This is a genomic window from Micromonospora auratinigra (assembly GCF_900089595.1).
Lineage (GTDB): Bacteria > Actinomycetota > Actinomycetes > Mycobacteriales > Micromonosporaceae > Micromonospora > Micromonospora auratinigra.
In genome coordinates, this window is record NZ_LT594323.1 from 207044 (window position 1) to 220879 (window position 13836).

A 13836-nucleotide genomic window follows, 5' to 3' on the forward strand; every position below is an offset into this window, starting at 1 on the left:
GGGGGAAGGTGGCTGCGGACCGCACCGGGCTGCCGATCGCTGCCCCGTACGGCGGCGTGCTCGCCGCCCGCTGGCTCCAGGCGCTCTACGACACGCCCCTGCTCTTCACCGGGATCCTCGACGACCGGGGTCGGCTCCGGGCGGCCAACCACGCCTCCATCGAGGGCTGCGGGCTCGACCGGGACGCCACGATCGGGCGGCCCTTCTGGGAGTGCGGCTGGTGGTCGCCCGATCCGGAGCTCAGCGCCCGGCTGCGGACCTGGTGCCGACAGGTGATGCGTACCGGTGAGCCGTTGCGCACCGAGAGTCACTTCTATCTCGGCGACGGCACCCGACGCCTGGTCGACCTGGCGCTGATCCCGGTGCGTGACGACGAGACCGGCCGTACCTGGCTGGTGCCGACCGGGCTCGACGTCACGGCCGCCCGCCACACCCACGACGAGCGGGCCGCGGTCGAGGCCGACGCGCTGCGCCGGGTGGCGGACGCCCGGCACCGCGAGGTGGCGGTGGTGCAGCGGGCCGAGCGGCGCGCCGACGAGCGGCTGCACCGGATGGTCGCGGTGGCGCTGGACCTGCTCAGCGCCGAGACCGTCGAGGACCTGGTCGCCATCATGGTGGAGCGGGCGGTGCCGGTGCTCGGCGCGGACGGCGGCGCGATGGTCGTCCGCGAGGGGATGGAACGACTGCGCGTGGTCGTCGGCCACCGGCTCGGACCGGAGGCGCAGGCCGCGTACGACAACGTGCCCTACGACAGCCCGCTGCCGGCCTGCTGGGTGGCGCGCACCGGCGAGCCGGTGCTGCTGTCGGAGCGCGCCGCCGGCGTCGCCTTCACCCCCGAGATGATCGAGGTGTACGAGAGCACCGGCCGGGATGCCTGGGCGTTCCTGCCGCTGCGGGTCGGCACCCGGCTGCTCGGGTCGCTGGCCGTCTCCTGGCGCGAGGAGCGGCGGTTCCGGCCCGACGAGATCACCATGCTGGAGGCGTTCGCCGCGCAGTGCGCCCAGGCGCTGGACCGGATCCAGCACCTGGCCGCCCAGCGGGCCAGCGCGCTCGCCGCCCAGCGCCTCTCCGAGGCGTTGCAGCACAGCCTGCTCACCTCGCCACCGACCGCCGGGGCGCTGGAGATCGCGGTCCGTTACCAGCCCGCCGCGCACGGCGCCCACGTCGGCGGTGACTGGTACGACGCGTTCCAGACCGCCGACGGCTCGACCGTGCTGGTGGTCGGCGACGTCACCGGGCACGACCGCGAGGCGGTGGCCGCCATGGGGCAGATCCGCAACGTGCTGCGCGGGCTGGCGTACGACAGCGCGGACGGTCCCGCCGTGCTGCTCGGCCGGCTCGACCACGCGCTGCGCGGCCTCCAGGTGCGCGCCCTGGCCACCGCGCTGCTGGCCCGGGTCGAGCCCGACGGATCGGGCTGGCGACTGCGCTGGTCCAACGCCGGGCACCCGCCGGCGCTGCTGCGCGGGCCGGCCGGCGGGGTGCGACTGCTGACCGAGCACGATCTGATGCTCGGCGTGCAGCCGGCCGCCCCCCGTCGAGAGCAGAGCGTGCGGCTGCCGGCCGGCAGCACGCTGGTGCTCTGCACCGACGGGCTGGTGGAACGCCGCAACGACGTGCTCGACCAGGGGATCGCCGACCTGACGCTGCGGCTGGAGCAGGTCGGCGACGCCGACCCCGAGCGCCTCTGCGACCTGCTGCTGGAGTTGGCCCCGAACGGCCACGAGGACGACATCGCCCTCCTGGTCATGCGCTGCGGCCGTCCCACCACCCCCTGACCGTCCCCCCGGCCCCTGCCCCCCGTACCCGCGCGATCTTGCACTTTCTGCCCCGGCAAAGCTGACATTTCACCCGGCAGCCGGGCACAAACTGCAAGATCGCGGGGAGGGGCGGGGCGGGGCGGGGAGGGGGTCAGGGGAGGGGGTGGGAGATGTTGTGGGCGTGGTCGGCCACGGCGGCGGCGACCACGGTGGCGGTCAGCGGGAGCACCTCCAGGCAGCGGCGCACCGCGGCGGCCATCAGCGTGTTCGGCACGCGCATCGAGAGCGTGCAGTGCGGCACCCAGCGGCCCGGCCGGTACTGCTCGTCGAGGTCGATGCCGGCCCGGGTGAGCAGGTCGTGCACCCGCGCGTGGTGGGCGAGCAGCTCGGTGGTGGGGGCGGGGCCGAGCCAGAGCACCCGCCCGACGAACTGGCCGGCGTGCTGGAACTCCAGCCGCAGCGGGGCGGCCACCACCGTCCCGGCGAGCGCGGCGGCGACCCGCTCCGGATCGAGGCGGGGCGCGACCGCGAGCGAGACGTGCGGTCGGTGCCGCTGCTCCAGCAGCGACTTCATGCTCTGCACGCCCTCGGACTCCAGCGCGTCCCAGAGCACCCGGATCCGCCGGGTGGCGTGGGTGTCCAGATACAGCTCCAGCGCCGCGACCACATGATCAGCTTAGGCCGGGGTTTGCCCGGCCTCCTGCGCGGTACTGCGACAGTTCGGCACCGACGACGAGGAGTGTGGCACCGTGGACGTGAACGACCTGCTCATCGAGGCGTACGGCCGGCTGCCCGACCTGGTCACGGCGGCGGTCGACGGGTTGGACCCGGAGCAGCTGCGCCGGGCCCCGGCGGCCGGGGCGAACCCGGTGGGCTGGCTGGTCTGGCACCTGACCCGGATCCAGGACCACCACGTCGCCGACCTGTTGGGGGAGGAGCAGCTCTGGGCCACCGGCGACTGGGCGCGGCGGTGCGGGTTGACCGCCGACCCGGATGACACCGGCTTCGGGCACGGCCCCGCGCAGATCGCCGCCGTCCGGCCGGAGGACGGCCGGGTGCTCGTCGACTACCACCGGGCGGTGGTGGACCGGACCCTGGCGTACCTGCGCGGGTTGGGTCCGGCCGACCTCGACCGGGTGGTGGACGAGCACTGGGACCCGCCGGTGACCCTCGGCGTCCGGCTGGTCAGCGTGCTCGACGACGACCTCCAGCACGCCGGCCAGGCCGGGTACGTGCGCGGGCTCATCCGGCGGGGCTGAGCCCCGCCCGGTCCAGCGCGGCGTGGGCGAGCAGGTGGAACGCCTGCGCCTCGGGGGAGGTGCCGGGCCGGTCGAAGTCCGGCGCGCCGCTGACCCCGGTCACCCGCCCGTACCGGTCCACCCGGCGGTCGGCGGCGGCCAGCAGGTCCGCCCCGGTCGCCCGCCAGGACGGCGGCAACCAGCCGTCGGCCACCCCGGTCAGGGCCGCGTACGCCAGCATCTGGGCGGTGTTCGCCTCCCGGAAGGTGCCGGGGTCGTCGAGCACGTCGGGGAAGAGCCCGTCGTCGGTGCGGTACGCCAGGCACGCCTCCAGCACCGCCCGGGCGTGCCCGGCCAGCTCGTCGCGGAGCCCGGCCGGCCAGTCCGGGGCCAGTCGCAGCGCCCGGGCGATCCCGGCGACCACCCAGCCGTTGCCGGTGCCCCAGTGCTGCGGAAGGTCCAGCGCGTCCCGGTCCTCGTCCCAGCGGGCCGCGTAGAGGCCGGTACCCGGATCGTGCAGCCGGCGCCGGTGCCCGGCCACCTGCGCGGCCGCCAGGTCGGGGTGCCCGCACAGGGCCAGCAGCGGCACCACCATGTACACCGTGTCCGCCCACACCTGACGGCTGCCGAGCAGGTGGAACAGGGTGCCGTCGGCGGCCCGGGGCGCCCGGCGCACCAGCCAGTCGAGCTGTGCGTCCAGGGCCGCCGACCACCGCGGGTCCCGGTCGGTGCGGGCCGCGTACCGGACCGCCTCGCCGCAGGCCGCGCCGTTGACCGCGCCGATCTCGCCGGAGACGTCGCCGAGCCGCCCGTCCGGGTGCTGCCGGGTGACCGCCGCGTCGGCGACCAGCACCGCCGCGTCGCCCCGGCCCAGGTCCAGCAGGGCGTGCCCGGTCACCCCCTGCTCCCAGGACTGGCGCTGCATGGCGAGCAGGGCGGCGAGCACCCGGTCCGTCGTCATGCCCTGCGCAGTACCCAGATCTCGCTCACCCGATACGGGTGAGTTGGGCCCACCCCGGCGGCGGGGACCCTGCGGGGACGACCGGAGACGGGGAGGGACCGATGGGCGCCTCGGCGGCGGAACACCTGGCCCGGCGCGTGGCCGGCCGGCACCCCGAGCTGCCGGAGACCACCGCCGGCACGCTCCGCCTCGACCTGCGCGAGGAGGGCCGGACCGAACACTGGTACCTGACCATCGACCGCCAGGACGTCGGGGTGAGCCGGTCGGCCGAGGAGGCCCAGCTGGTGGTCCGGGCCGACCGGGACGTCTTCGACCGGCTCGCGGCGGGGCGGCTGCACCTGGCCGCGGCGCTGCTGCGCAACGACCTCACCGTGCAGGGCGACATCCGGCTGCTGATGACGTTGCGCCGGCTCTTCCCCGGCGCACCCGATGCCCGGCACCCCCGCGACGCGGCCGGGGACGGCACCCGGTGAGGCAGGAACTGGTCCATGTGCTGGCCGGCAACGCGTTCGCGGTCAGCGACGCGCAGGGGGACATGGAGGCCGAACCGCACGCCCCGATCGGGCTCTTCTCGTTCGACACCCGGTTCGTGTCCCGGTGGGTGCTGACCGTCGACGGGGAACGGCTGCACGCGCTGTCCCGCGACGACCTGACCGCCTTCGAGACCCGGTTCGTGCTGGTGCCCGGAACGGCGAGCCACTACGTCGACGCCGACGTCTCGGTGATCCGCTACCGGTCCCTCGACGACAGCTTCGAGGAACGGATCACCGTGCTCAACCACTCGGCCGAACCCGCCGAGTTCGTGGTCCGGATGGAGATCGGCGGCGACTTCGCCGACACCGCCGAGATCCGCCGCCCGGCGCCGCGCCGGCCTGAGGTCAGTACCGACGCGGCCCGCCACGAGCTGCGGATCTGCCACCGGCGCGGGCGGTTCACCCGGGAGACCGTGGTCTCCAGCTCCGCCCCGGTGGAGGTCGACCGGCAGGGCATGACCTTCCGGATCCGGGTCGCCCCGCGCGGGGAGTGGCACACCGATCTCCAGGTCGGCATGGTCATCCACGGCGCCGGCGGACGCGACCTGCGGGCCAACCTGGAGACGCGCCGGCGCAAGGTACGCGAGGACATGCGCGCCGACCTGTGCGGCTGGTTCGACCGGGCGCCCCAGCTGGTCGCCGACCGGGCGTCGCTGGTGTCGGCGTACGGGCAGGCGTTGGCCGACCTGGCGGCGCTGCGCTACACGCCGCTGGCGTACGCCGAGCGGGTCCCGGTGGGCGGGCTGCCCTGGGCGATGGCGCTGTACGGCCGCGACGCCCTGCTCACCTGCCTGCAGACCCTGCCGTTCACCCCCGAGCTGGCCCCGGCGACGCTGCGCCTGCTGGCGCTGCTGCAGGGCGGCCAGCTCGACGACTACCACGACGAGGAGCCCGGCAAGATCGTCGCGGAGCTGCGCTACGGCGAGGCGGCCGCCTTCGACGAGACGCCCACCGCGCTGTACTACGGGGCGGCGGACACCACCCCGCTCTTCGTCATCCTGCTCGACGAGTACGAGCGGTGGAGCGGCGACACCGATCTGGTCCGGCAGCTGCGCCACCCGGCCCGGATGGCGCTGGACTGGCTCGGCGAGTACGGCGACCTGTGCGGCGACGGCTACCTGCGCTACCGGCCCCGCAACACCCTCAACGGGGTGGCCAACCAGAGCTGGCGCAACTCGCCCGACGCGGTGGTGGACCGGCACGGCACCGTACCCGCCTTCCCGCGCGCCACCGCCGAACTCCAGGGCTACGCCTACGACGCCCGGCTGCGGGGGGCCCGGCTGGCCCGGGAGTGCTGGGGCGACCCGGCGTACGCCGTGCGGCTGGAGGCCGAGGCGGCACGGCTGCGGGAGCGGTTCAACCGGGACTTCTGGCTGCCGCACCGCGAGTACTACGCGTTCGCGCTGACTCCCGGGGGCGAGCCGGTCGACGCGCTCACCTCCGGCCTGGGCCACCTGCTGTGGACCGGGATCGTCGAGCCGGAGCGGGCCGACGCGGTGGCCGCCCACCTGTGCGGACCGGAACTCTTCTCCGGCTGGGGGGTGCGCACGTACGCGACCGGGCAGCGGCCGTACAACCCGGTCGGGGCGCACCTGGGGGGGTCTGGCCGGCGGACAACGCGGTGGTCGCGGCCGGCCTGCGCCGCTACGGCCACGACGCCGAGGCGGCCCGGATCGTGGCCGGCCAGTTCGCCGTGGTGGAGACGCTCGGCGGCTCGGTGCCCGAGGTGATCGCCGGTTATCCCCGCACGGTCACCAAGTACCCGGTGCAGCTGCCGACCGCCGGCCGGCCGCAGTCGTGGGCCTCCGGCGGGCTGCTCATGCTGCTGGCCACCATGCTCGGGCTGCGCCCCTGCGGGGACAACCTGCTGGTGGACCCGTCGATCCCCGCCGGCTACGGCCGGGTCGAGCTGCTCGACGTGCCGGGCCGCTGGGGGCTGGCCGACTCCTACGGCCGGGAGCGGACCGCCCGGAGCCGGCACCGGCTGCGCTCGCCCTCGGCTCAGCCGAGCAGTTCGTAGGCCGCCGACACCTGGGCCGCCACCGCCGGGTCGGTGGTGGTCAGCAGCACGTCCTCCAGCATCCGGGCCGGCTCCGGCCCGGCCCGCCACGCGCGGACCGCCGCCACCCAGGGCCGCTCGGCGCGGGGGAGCGGGTCGACGAGGTGGTCGGCCAGGTGCCGGGCCGCCGCCGCACCGCCGTCCGCCGCCCACGCCACGAGGAAGGGCCGCACGTCCAGGCCGGCCGCGCCGACCGCCGCCAGCACCGTGGTGGCCTCCCACCGCCCCGGGTACGCGGACAGCGTCGCCGCCCACCAGGCACGCAGGTACGCCTCGACGGCCTGCCGCTGGCCCGCCGGCCAGGCCGCCAGGTGCGGGCCCACCGTGCCCAGCAGGCTCTCCGGCAGCACCGGATCGTCCAGCTCCCCGGTGGCGAGCAGTTCCAGCAGCCGGGGCAGCAGGCGGCGCAGGTCGTCGACGTCGCCCCAGGTGCTCACGCACTTCGTCGCGTAGCGGCGCAGCTGGTCGGCGGTGAGTGCCCGGGGCGGCACCCGCAGCAGCGCCGCCACCTCCTCGGCGCTCACGCAGTGGTCGCAGTACGCCATGGTGACCGGGCGGGGCCGGTCGGCGAAGGCCGCGTAGAGCCGGGTGACGGCGGTGTCGAGGGCCGGGGTCACCCGGGCGCGACCGGCGTCCGGGTCGGATCGGCCTCGTCCACCGGCGCCGGGGCGGTGCGCCGGCGGCGGGCCAGTCCCTTGTCGACGCCGACGAAGAGGAGCCCGAGCAGCCAGAACGCGAGGGCGAAGAAGAGCGAGCTGAGCCCGACGCCGGCGTAGCCGAGCTGCCCCGCGTCGATGAACGGGTACGGGTAGCGGTGCACGATCAGGCCACGTACCAGCGCGAAGGCGAGGTACGCCAGCGGGAACGCCAGCCACCAGGCCGCGTACCGGAGGCGGAGCCGGCCCCGCCGGTCGAACAGCACCCAGTCGGCGACGGCGAGCAGCGGCACGATGGTGTGCAGGAACTGGTTGCCCCACCACTCGCCCGGCGCGCGTTCCGGCTGCACCATGGCGAACGGGCTGGCCGGGTTGGCCAGCACCAGGTGGTAGACCGTGCCGGTGATGGTGATGTAGAGGGTCACCGCCCCCTTGAGCGCGGACGGCGGCTCGGGCCGGTCCCGCCACGCGCGCCAGGCGGCGTATCCGGCGAAGACGCCGACCGCCACGTTGCTCTGGATGGTGAAGTACGGCAGCAGGCCGGTCACGGTGGCCGGACCGAGGGCGGTGAGCACGATGCCGGCCAGCACGCTGAGCACGATGGCCACGCGGAACAGGATCGCCAGTCGTCGACGCCGGGGAGTCACGCGGGCAAGTTACCAGCCCGTACGCCGCCGGTCACCGGCCCTGCCCCCGCCGACGGCCGACGGCCCTGGCCCGCCGATGGACGGCGGACCGGTAGCGGCGGCCCCGCACCGGGATGCCCACCCGGCCGGCACGGGTCGGCGCGTCGGGGACGTCCTGGCCCCGACGCGGGTCGTGGCCTCAGCGCTGGGTCTTGCCGACCGTGTCGGGCTGGTTCACCGTCGGACCGGACGGCCGGGTGGGGGCCGGGGTGGCCGGCGTGCGGGTCGGCCTGCCGGTGGCGCGGCCGGTCGGCTCGGCGCCCGGGCGCTTCGTCGGCTCCGCCGTGGGGCCGTTCTGCTTCCCCTGACCGTGCAGCAGCCGCTCGCAGTACTCGCCGACCCGTTCCCGTCCGCCGGCCGCCGCGATCAGGTCGGCGAAGCGCGGTGTCGCGAGCACCTGGTGACGGTTCTCGCCCGGCTCGGTCCGGTAGGCGGTGCAGAGCCCGGTCAGCCCGGCGGCCTCCTCCGGCCGGTCGTCGGGGAGCACGCCCCGGGTGGCGGCGGGACCGGGGGCGCCGCTGGGGGCGGGTCGGCTGCTGGCGTCGGCGCTCGGCGTGCCGGCCGGCTCGTGGCCGAGCGGGCCGGGCAGGGTGCCGGTGACGGCGGCCAGAGCCACGCCGCCGGTGGCGGCGGCGAGCAACCCGGCCAGGGCGATCTTCACCCCGAGCAGCCCGGCGAGGGACCGTCGCCCGGCACGCGCCAGCACCGGCCCGGAGCCCGCGTGCGCCGGCACCGGCACGGGGTCGGCGTGCGCCAGCCGGAACGCCTGGAGGGCGGCGGCCTCGCCGTTCAACTCGTGCGGTCGGGGGGCGGCACGGACGGCGGCGAGGAGTCGGACGAGCACCTCCGGACCGTCCTGCGCGTCGGCGACGGGCCCGCCGAGCAGCCGCTCGGCGGTTTCCTGGTCCATCTGGTGTGCTCTCATCTCGTGATCCTCAGCGCCGCCACCGCCCGTGACGTCACATCGGGACCCCGTCCGGAGCCGTCGTGCCGGCGGTGACCTCGGTCACCGCGCCCGCCCGGTCAGCCCATCGTCTTGGCGCCGTCGATGGCTTCGCGGAGGATGTCGGCGTGCCCGGCGTGCTGGGCCGTCTCGGCGATCAGGTGCAGCAGCACCCGCCGGACCGACCAGCTGGCGCCCGGCTCGAACCAGGGGGCCACCGGCAGCGGGTGCGCGGCGTCCAGGTCGAGGGTCTCGACCAGGGCGTCGGTCTCGTCGGCCACCCGGTCGAACTCGGCGAGCAGGCCGGCCAGCGTCTCGCCCTCGGTCATCCGGAACTGACCCGCCCAGTCGATCGGTTCGCTCTGCATGGCCTCGGCGCCGCCCACGGCGAAGCGCAGCCACCGGTGTTCGGTGGTCGCCACGTGCTTGATCAGCCCGCCGAGGCACAGCTCGCTGACGGTGCTGCGCCGGGCGGCCTGCTCGTCGGTCAGCCCCTGCACGGTCTGCCGGAGGAAACCGCGGTGCCGGCGCAGGGTGGCCAGCAGATCGGCCCGTTCGCCGGTGCGGACCTGGTCGGAGACGCTCATGCCGCCTGCCTTTCCATCGACTGTGGAACCACACCGTACGACCCGCCCCCGACACTGTCCCGGCTCCGCGCCGTACCCTCCGGTTGCCGATTCGTCCGGCTCGGGGTGCACTGAATTACATGGGTGTCATCAAGGTGGGCACGTCCTCCTGGGCGGACCAGATGCTGGTGCGCTCGGGCTGGTACCCGCGCGCCGCCAACAGCCCGGCCGGTCGGCTCGGCTTCTACGCCGAGCGGTTCCGACTGGTCGAGGTGGACACGTCGTACTACGCCGTCCCGCTGCCGGAGACCACCGAGGGCTGGGTGGCGGCGACCCCGCCCGGATTCACCTTCGACGTCAAGGCGTTCCGCCTCTTCACCGGCCACCACACGCCGGTCGCCGCGCTGCCGCGCGAGCTGCGGCCGGCCGGCGCGGCGAGCCGGGTCCGCTGGCGCGACCTGCCCACCGGGACGTACGACGAGCTCTGGGACCGGTTCCACGAGGCGCTGGCGCCGCTCGCGGCGGCCGACCGGCTCGGCGCGGTGCTGTTGCAGTTCCCGCCGTGGCTGGCCCGGACGGAGGCGGCCCGGCGGCGGATCCTGGAGACGGCCCGGCGGTGCCGGCCGTACCCGGTCAACGTCGAGCTGCGGCACTCCTCCTGGTTCGCCGGGGACGCGGCGGCGGAGACCGTGACCTTCCTGGGCGAGCACGGGCTCGGCTACGTCTGCGTGGACATGCCGCAGGGGCACGTCTCCTCGGTGCCGCCGATCCTGATCGCCACCACCGACCTCGCGGTGGTCCGGTTCCACGGGCACAGCACGGCCTGGGAGAGCGGCGACAAGCAGGAGAAGTTCCGCTACGCGTACGGCGCGGAGGAGCTGCGCCGCTGGTCGGTGCTGCTGCGGGAGCTGGCCGAGGAGTGCGCCGAGCTGCACGTGCTGATGAACAACTGCTGCGACGACCAGGCGCCGCGCGACGCGGCCCGCCTCGCCGAGCTGCTCGACGTCGCGCCCCTCCCGCAGGCGGCCCGCGCCGGTTCCTGACCGACGGCGGGTTTTCTCCGGCGGTGGCCGGGTACCGGCGGACCCGAGGACCGAGTCGAGGGGGACGCGTGGCGCAGCGACGGGACGACGAGCGGGTGGACGAGCGGGACCCCCGGGCGACCCGGGAGGCCGAGGAGGCGCACGGCGGCAGCATGGCGCCCGGCCTGGTGGACGACACCGGTCACCCGGTGAGCGGCGCCCCGGCGTCGGACGTCGAGCCGTCGGTGCTGGGCACGCCGGGTGAGGACGGCACCGGGTCCTGACCCGGCCGGCGGCGCGGCGGGCAACTGGTCAGCCGCGCCGCCGGAAGCCCTCCGGGTGCATCCCGGTCGCCTCCTCCAGCGCGTTGTCGGCGAGGTCGCCCTCGGCGCTGTCGTCGGGAAAGGTACGTCCCGACGGCGCGGGATCCGGCGGCGCGCCCGGCCCGGCCTCCGCGTACCGGGTGGGCTCCACCGGGCCGAAGCCGTGTCGGCCGGCCCGGGAACCCGCCGGCCCGGCGCCCGTGGCGCGTGCCTCGCCCCGGTGCCCCTCCGGCACCGCGTTCTCCTCGCTGCCCTCGTCCATCGGGGAGTCCTCACCCACGCCCCACGGCGGGTCGGCGTCGAAGCCGTCGGTGGTGCCCCACGGCGCGGCCGCCTCCGGTCCGCGTCCGTCGCCCGTACCCGGTCGGTCCTTGCTGGTCATGGCCACCTCACCTGGCTGCTCGGCGTGCTCGTGGCGGACGCCGCGCAACCGGCGACCCACCCCGATGTGGGCCACCGGTCGCGCGGCGGGTCACCGGGCGCCCGCCATCAGCCGCCGCTTGGCCGCGCCCATCGCGGCGACCGTGCCGACGGTCTTCGGGGACGGCGCGGCCATGGTCATCACCTTGCCGAGCATCGCCGGCGCGGCCACCAGGCCGCCCGCGCGCCCCAGCATCCCGCGCAGCACCTGGCCCGGCTTCTGCTGCTCGCTCATGTACGCGGTCACCACGACCAGCGCGCCGGTCAGGGCGGGGATCGCCCACTGGAGCATCTTCATCTGCCGCTGGCAGGAGGCGACGTTCGCCGGGGTCTGGTAGTTCGGCTCGGTGGTCCCCTCGACCGGCGGGCCGCCCGCCCGCTCCAGCTTCATGCCGAGCAGCCGGCTGTAGCCGGTCACCGCCAGCGCGCTCACCGTCAGCGCGGTCTTCACCGCGCTCATCTTCGCCACGCCGGACTGGGCGGCGACCCGTGGGCTCTCGGTGACCAGCTCGCCCACCGCGCCGGCCAGGTGCGCGCCGATCGCGGCGGCGTTCACCGGGGTCCACCGGGCCCACCCGGCCGAGGCCACCGGCAGTCGTTGCGTCGAGTCGTCGATCTGCGCCGCCGCGCCGTTGACGCCCAGCGCCCCCATCAGTGAACCGCCGAACCAGGCCGCCAGGCCCAGGTCGTGCATCGAGCGCAGAGCGGTGTGCCGTTCGGACATCTGGATCCTCCTCAGCCGTGTTCGGGCGGTGCCGCTTACCCGCCCTGCGACCGGCCATGCACCCGGTTTCCGCGCCGGTCCGGGGGGTAGCCGCAGGCGGCGCAGGATTCGCCGACACGGTGAACGGGCATGATCGACCGATGACCGGCGGGAGGGTGATGAGCGGGACGGGAAGCGAACCCTCCGGGCGTCCGGACTACCTGCGCCTGTTCCGGGCCGCCCCGACCCCCTATCTGGTGCTCGACCCGGACCTGTCGGTCGTCGAGATCAACGATGCCGCCCTGCGCGTCACCGGCCGCAGCCGGACCGAGCTGCTCGGCAAGGACGTCTTCGCGGCGTTCCCGATCAATCCGGACGAAACCGCGGCGGCCGGGGCGGCCAACCTGCGCCGCTCGTTGGAGCGGGCGCGTGACACGGGTCGCCCCGACACCATGCCGGTGCAGCGGTACGACCTGCTCGACGCGGAGGGACGCTACACCGAACGGTGGTGGAGTCCGGTCACCGTGCCGCTGCTGGACGAGCAGGGCCGCACCGTACTGCTGCTGCACCGTACCCGGGACGTCACCGACTTCATGGCGCAGCGCGGTCGGAGCGGCGCCGGACGCGGTGGCACGGACCGACGGCGGCGGATGGACGAGACCGAGGCCGAGCTGTACGCCCACGCGCGGGAACTACGGGCGGCCCTGGACGCCGAGGCGCTCGCCACCCGTCGGTTGGTGACCCTGGTCGACCTGGCCCGTCAGCTCGCCGGCTGCGAGACGCTCACCCAGGTCACCGAGGTGGTCATCGACCGGGGCCTGGCCGCGCTCGGCGCGGACGGCGGCGCGGTCGCGGTCCGCGAGGGCGACCTGTTGCAGCTCACCCTCACCGACAGCCTCGGCGGGCGGACCCGGGAGCGGCACGCCACCCTCCCGCTGGACGGCCCACTGCCGGCGTGCGTCGCCGCCCGGCGCGACGAGACGGTGCTGCTGCCGGACCGGGCCGCCGGGCTCGGCTGGCCGGACGGGATGGCCGAGGTGTTCGGCGACACCGGGCTGGAACGCTGGGCGGCGCTGCCGCTGCGGGTGGGGGAGCGGCTGATCGGCTCGCTCACCGTGGGGTGGCGGGTCGGCGCGCCGTTCTCCGAGCGGGAGGTGCAGCTGCTCGGCGCCTTCGCCGACCAGTGCGCGCAGACGTTGGACCGGATCCGGGTGCACCGGGCCCAGCAGCGCACCTCGGAGACCCTGCAACGCAGTCTGCTCACCGCGCCGCCGGCCACCCCGGGCCTGACCGTCGGCGTGCGCTACCACCCGGCCGCCGCGCACGAGCAGGTCGGCGGGGACTGGTACGACGCCTTCCCGGCCGCCGACGGCGCGAGCACGGTGGTGGTCGGTGACGTGACCGGGCACGACCGGCAGGCTCTCGCCTCGATGGCGCAGATCCGCAACACGCTGCGCGGCGTCGCGTACCTGATGGGGGCGTCGCCCGCGGCGATCCTGGTCGCGCTCGAACGGGTGCTGGCCGGGCTGCGGGTCGACGGTCTGGCCTCGGCGGTGCTGGCGCACGTCCGGACGCCGGGTCAGCCCGGCGGCGACCCGACGCGGGCCCGGGTGGTCTGGACCAACGCCGGGCACCCGCCGCCGGTGCTGATCGGCCCGGACGGCGCGGCCCGGCTGCTGGCCACCCCGCCCGACCCGCTGATCGGGGTACGCCTGCCGCGCGACCGCGTCGACCACGAGCTGCTGCTGGCTCCCGGTTCGACGCTGGTGCTCTACACCGACGGACTGGTCGAGCGGCGGCGCGCCCTGCTGGACGAGGGGCTGGAACGGTTGCGTGCGCTCGCGGGGCGGTTGGCCCACCTGCCGGTCGAGGAGTTCTGCGACGCGCTCCTGGCCGACCTGGTCGACGTCCCCGACGACGACGTGGTGCTGCTCGTGCTGCGGGTCGACGGCTGACCCGCCGGGCC

14 protein-coding genes and 1 pseudogene are annotated in these 13836 nt (G+C 75.6%); 7 read left to right on the plus strand and 8 right to left on the minus strand.

Translation table 11 applies throughout. The annotated features are described in order from the left end of the window. The first annotated feature begins 8 nt into the window (after positions 1 to 8). Positions 9 to 1778, plus strand: a complete 1770-nt coding sequence (locus GA0070611_RS01045; protein ID WP_167604389.1) for a SpoIIE family protein phosphatase — start codon at positions 9 to 11, stop codon at positions 1776 to 1778. Positions 1779 to 1911: 133 nt separating this feature from the next. On the opposite strand, the gene GA0070611_RS01050 is transcribed toward GA0070611_RS01045, so the two are convergent. After that, positions 1912 to 2427: a 2'-5' RNA ligase family protein gene (locus tag GA0070611_RS01050; RefSeq protein ID WP_091655894.1), complete on the minus strand. Its 516-nt coding sequence runs from the start codon at positions 2425 to 2427 to the stop codon at positions 1912 to 1914. Between the two features lie 82 nt (positions 2428 to 2509). On the opposite strand from GA0070611_RS01050, the gene GA0070611_RS01055 reads away from it, so the two are divergent. Next, the gene (locus tag GA0070611_RS01055; protein WP_091655895.1) at positions 2510 to 3019 is read left to right on the plus strand and encodes a mycothiol transferase; all 510 of its coding nucleotides are present in this window, start codon (positions 2510 to 2512) and stop codon (positions 3017 to 3019) included. On the opposite strand, the gene GA0070611_RS01060 is transcribed toward GA0070611_RS01055, so the two are convergent. Further along, complete coding sequence (locus GA0070611_RS01060; protein ID WP_091655896.1) at positions 3003 to 3959, minus strand: glycoside hydrolase family 88 protein; 957 nt, start codon at positions 3957 to 3959, stop codon at positions 3003 to 3005. The genes GA0070611_RS01055 and GA0070611_RS01060 overlap by 17 nt on opposite strands. A gap of 101 nt (positions 3960 to 4060) precedes the next feature. Between GA0070611_RS01060 and GA0070611_RS01065 the strand changes: the two genes are divergently transcribed. Both GA0070611_RS01065 and GA0070611_RS01070 read left to right on the plus strand, forming a co-directional pair. Then, a complete protein-coding gene (locus GA0070611_RS01065; protein WP_091655897.1) occupies positions 4061 to 4432 on the plus strand; it encodes an SCP2 sterol-binding domain-containing protein in 372 nt (123 codons plus the stop codon). Further along, positions 4429 to 6512: pseudogene (locus tag GA0070611_RS01070) on the plus strand (amylo-alpha-1,6-glucosidase). Before GA0070611_RS01065 ends, GA0070611_RS01070 begins: the two are co-directional and overlap by 4 nt. On the opposite strand, the gene GA0070611_RS01075 reads toward GA0070611_RS01070, so the two are convergent. The 4 genes from GA0070611_RS01075 to GA0070611_RS01090 all read right to left on the minus strand — a co-directional run bounded on the left by GA0070611_RS01075 (position 6494) and on the right by GA0070611_RS01090 (position 9423). Continuing rightward, positions 6494 to 7168 (minus strand): hypothetical protein, encoded by a 675-nt coding sequence (locus GA0070611_RS01075; RefSeq protein WP_091655899.1) that lies wholly within the window; start codon positions 7166 to 7168, stop codon positions 6494 to 6496. The pseudogene GA0070611_RS01070 and the gene GA0070611_RS01075 sit on opposite strands and share 19 nt — an antisense overlap. Next, complete coding sequence (locus GA0070611_RS01080) at positions 7165 to 7815, minus strand: Pr6Pr family membrane protein (protein WP_231921288.1); 651 nt, start codon at positions 7813 to 7815, stop codon at positions 7165 to 7167. Before GA0070611_RS01080 ends, GA0070611_RS01075 begins: the two co-directional genes overlap by 4 nt. Before the next feature lie 217 nt (positions 7816 to 8032). After that, the gene (locus GA0070611_RS01085; protein ID WP_157740153.1) at positions 8033 to 8818 is read right to left on the minus strand and encodes a hypothetical protein; all 786 of its coding nucleotides are present in this window, start codon (positions 8816 to 8818) and stop codon (positions 8033 to 8035) included. 98 nt (positions 8819 to 8916) lie between these two features. Beyond that, positions 8917 to 9423: a DinB family protein gene (locus GA0070611_RS01090; RefSeq protein ID WP_091655903.1), complete on the minus strand. Its 507-nt coding sequence runs from the start codon at positions 9421 to 9423 to the stop codon at positions 8917 to 8919. Positions 9424 to 9542: 119 nt separating this feature from the next. Between GA0070611_RS01090 and GA0070611_RS01095 the strand changes: the two genes are divergently transcribed. Both GA0070611_RS01095 and GA0070611_RS01100 read left to right on the plus strand, forming a co-directional pair. Beyond that, on the plus strand, positions 9543 to 10445 hold the full coding sequence (locus tag GA0070611_RS01095) for a DUF72 domain-containing protein (protein ID WP_091655905.1): 903 nt from the start codon (positions 9543 to 9545) through the stop codon (positions 10443 to 10445). A gap of 68 nt (positions 10446 to 10513) precedes the next feature. Continuing rightward, positions 10514 to 10708, plus strand: a complete 195-nt coding sequence (locus GA0070611_RS01100) for a GTPase activator (protein WP_231921289.1) — start codon at positions 10514 to 10516, stop codon at positions 10706 to 10708. Between the two features lie 28 nt (positions 10709 to 10736). On the opposite strand, the gene GA0070611_RS01105 is transcribed toward GA0070611_RS01100, so the two are convergent. Together GA0070611_RS01105 and GA0070611_RS01110 are read right to left on the minus strand one after the other, a co-directional pair. Then, complete coding sequence (locus tag GA0070611_RS01105; RefSeq protein ID WP_091672282.1) at positions 10737 to 11129, minus strand: hypothetical protein; 393 nt, start codon at positions 11127 to 11129, stop codon at positions 10737 to 10739. A 90-nt stretch (positions 11130 to 11219) separates the two neighbouring features. Next, positions 11220 to 11891 (minus strand): hypothetical protein, encoded by a 672-nt coding sequence (locus GA0070611_RS01110; protein ID WP_091655909.1) that lies wholly within the window; start codon positions 11889 to 11891, stop codon positions 11220 to 11222. A 158-nt stretch (positions 11892 to 12049) separates the two neighbouring features. Between GA0070611_RS01110 and GA0070611_RS01115 the strand changes: the two genes are divergently transcribed. After that, positions 12050 to 13825, plus strand: coding sequence for a SpoIIE family protein phosphatase (locus GA0070611_RS01115; protein ID WP_167604391.1), 1776 nt, complete (start codon positions 12050 to 12052; stop codon positions 13823 to 13825). Positions 13826 to 13836: the final 11 nt, after the last annotated feature.

Bases quoted from the DNA above. Each gene is read 5' to 3' on its own strand.
- GA0070611_RS01060 (WP_091655896.1), bottom strand. From the start codon at position 3,959: ATGACGACGGACCGGGTGCTCGCCGCCCTGCTCGCCATGCAGCGCCAG.
- GA0070611_RS01065 (WP_091655897.1), top strand. From the start codon at position 4,061: ATGGGCGCCTCGGCGGCGGAACACCTGGCCCGGCGCGTGGCCGGCCGG.
- GA0070611_RS01085 (WP_157740153.1), bottom strand. From the start codon at position 8,818: ATGAGAGCACACCAGATGGACCAGGAAACCGCCGAGCGGCTGCTCGGC.
- GA0070611_RS01090 (WP_091655903.1), bottom strand. From the start codon at position 9,423: ATGAGCGTCTCCGACCAGGTCCGCACCGGCGAACGGGCCGATCTGCTG.
- GA0070611_RS01095 (WP_091655905.1), top strand. From the start codon at position 9,543: ATGGGTGTCATCAAGGTGGGCACGTCCTCCTGGGCGGACCAGATGCTG.
- GA0070611_RS01105 (WP_091672282.1), bottom strand. From the start codon at position 11,129: ATGACCAGCAAGGACCGACCGGGTACGGGCGACGGACGCGGACCGGAG.
- GA0070611_RS01110 (WP_091655909.1), bottom strand. From the start codon at position 11,891: ATGTCCGAACGGCACACCGCTCTGCGCTCGATGCACGACCTGGGCCTG.
- GA0070611_RS01115 (WP_167604391.1), top strand. From the start codon at position 12,050: ATGAGCGGGACGGGAAGCGAACCCTCCGGGCGTCCGGACTACCTGCGC.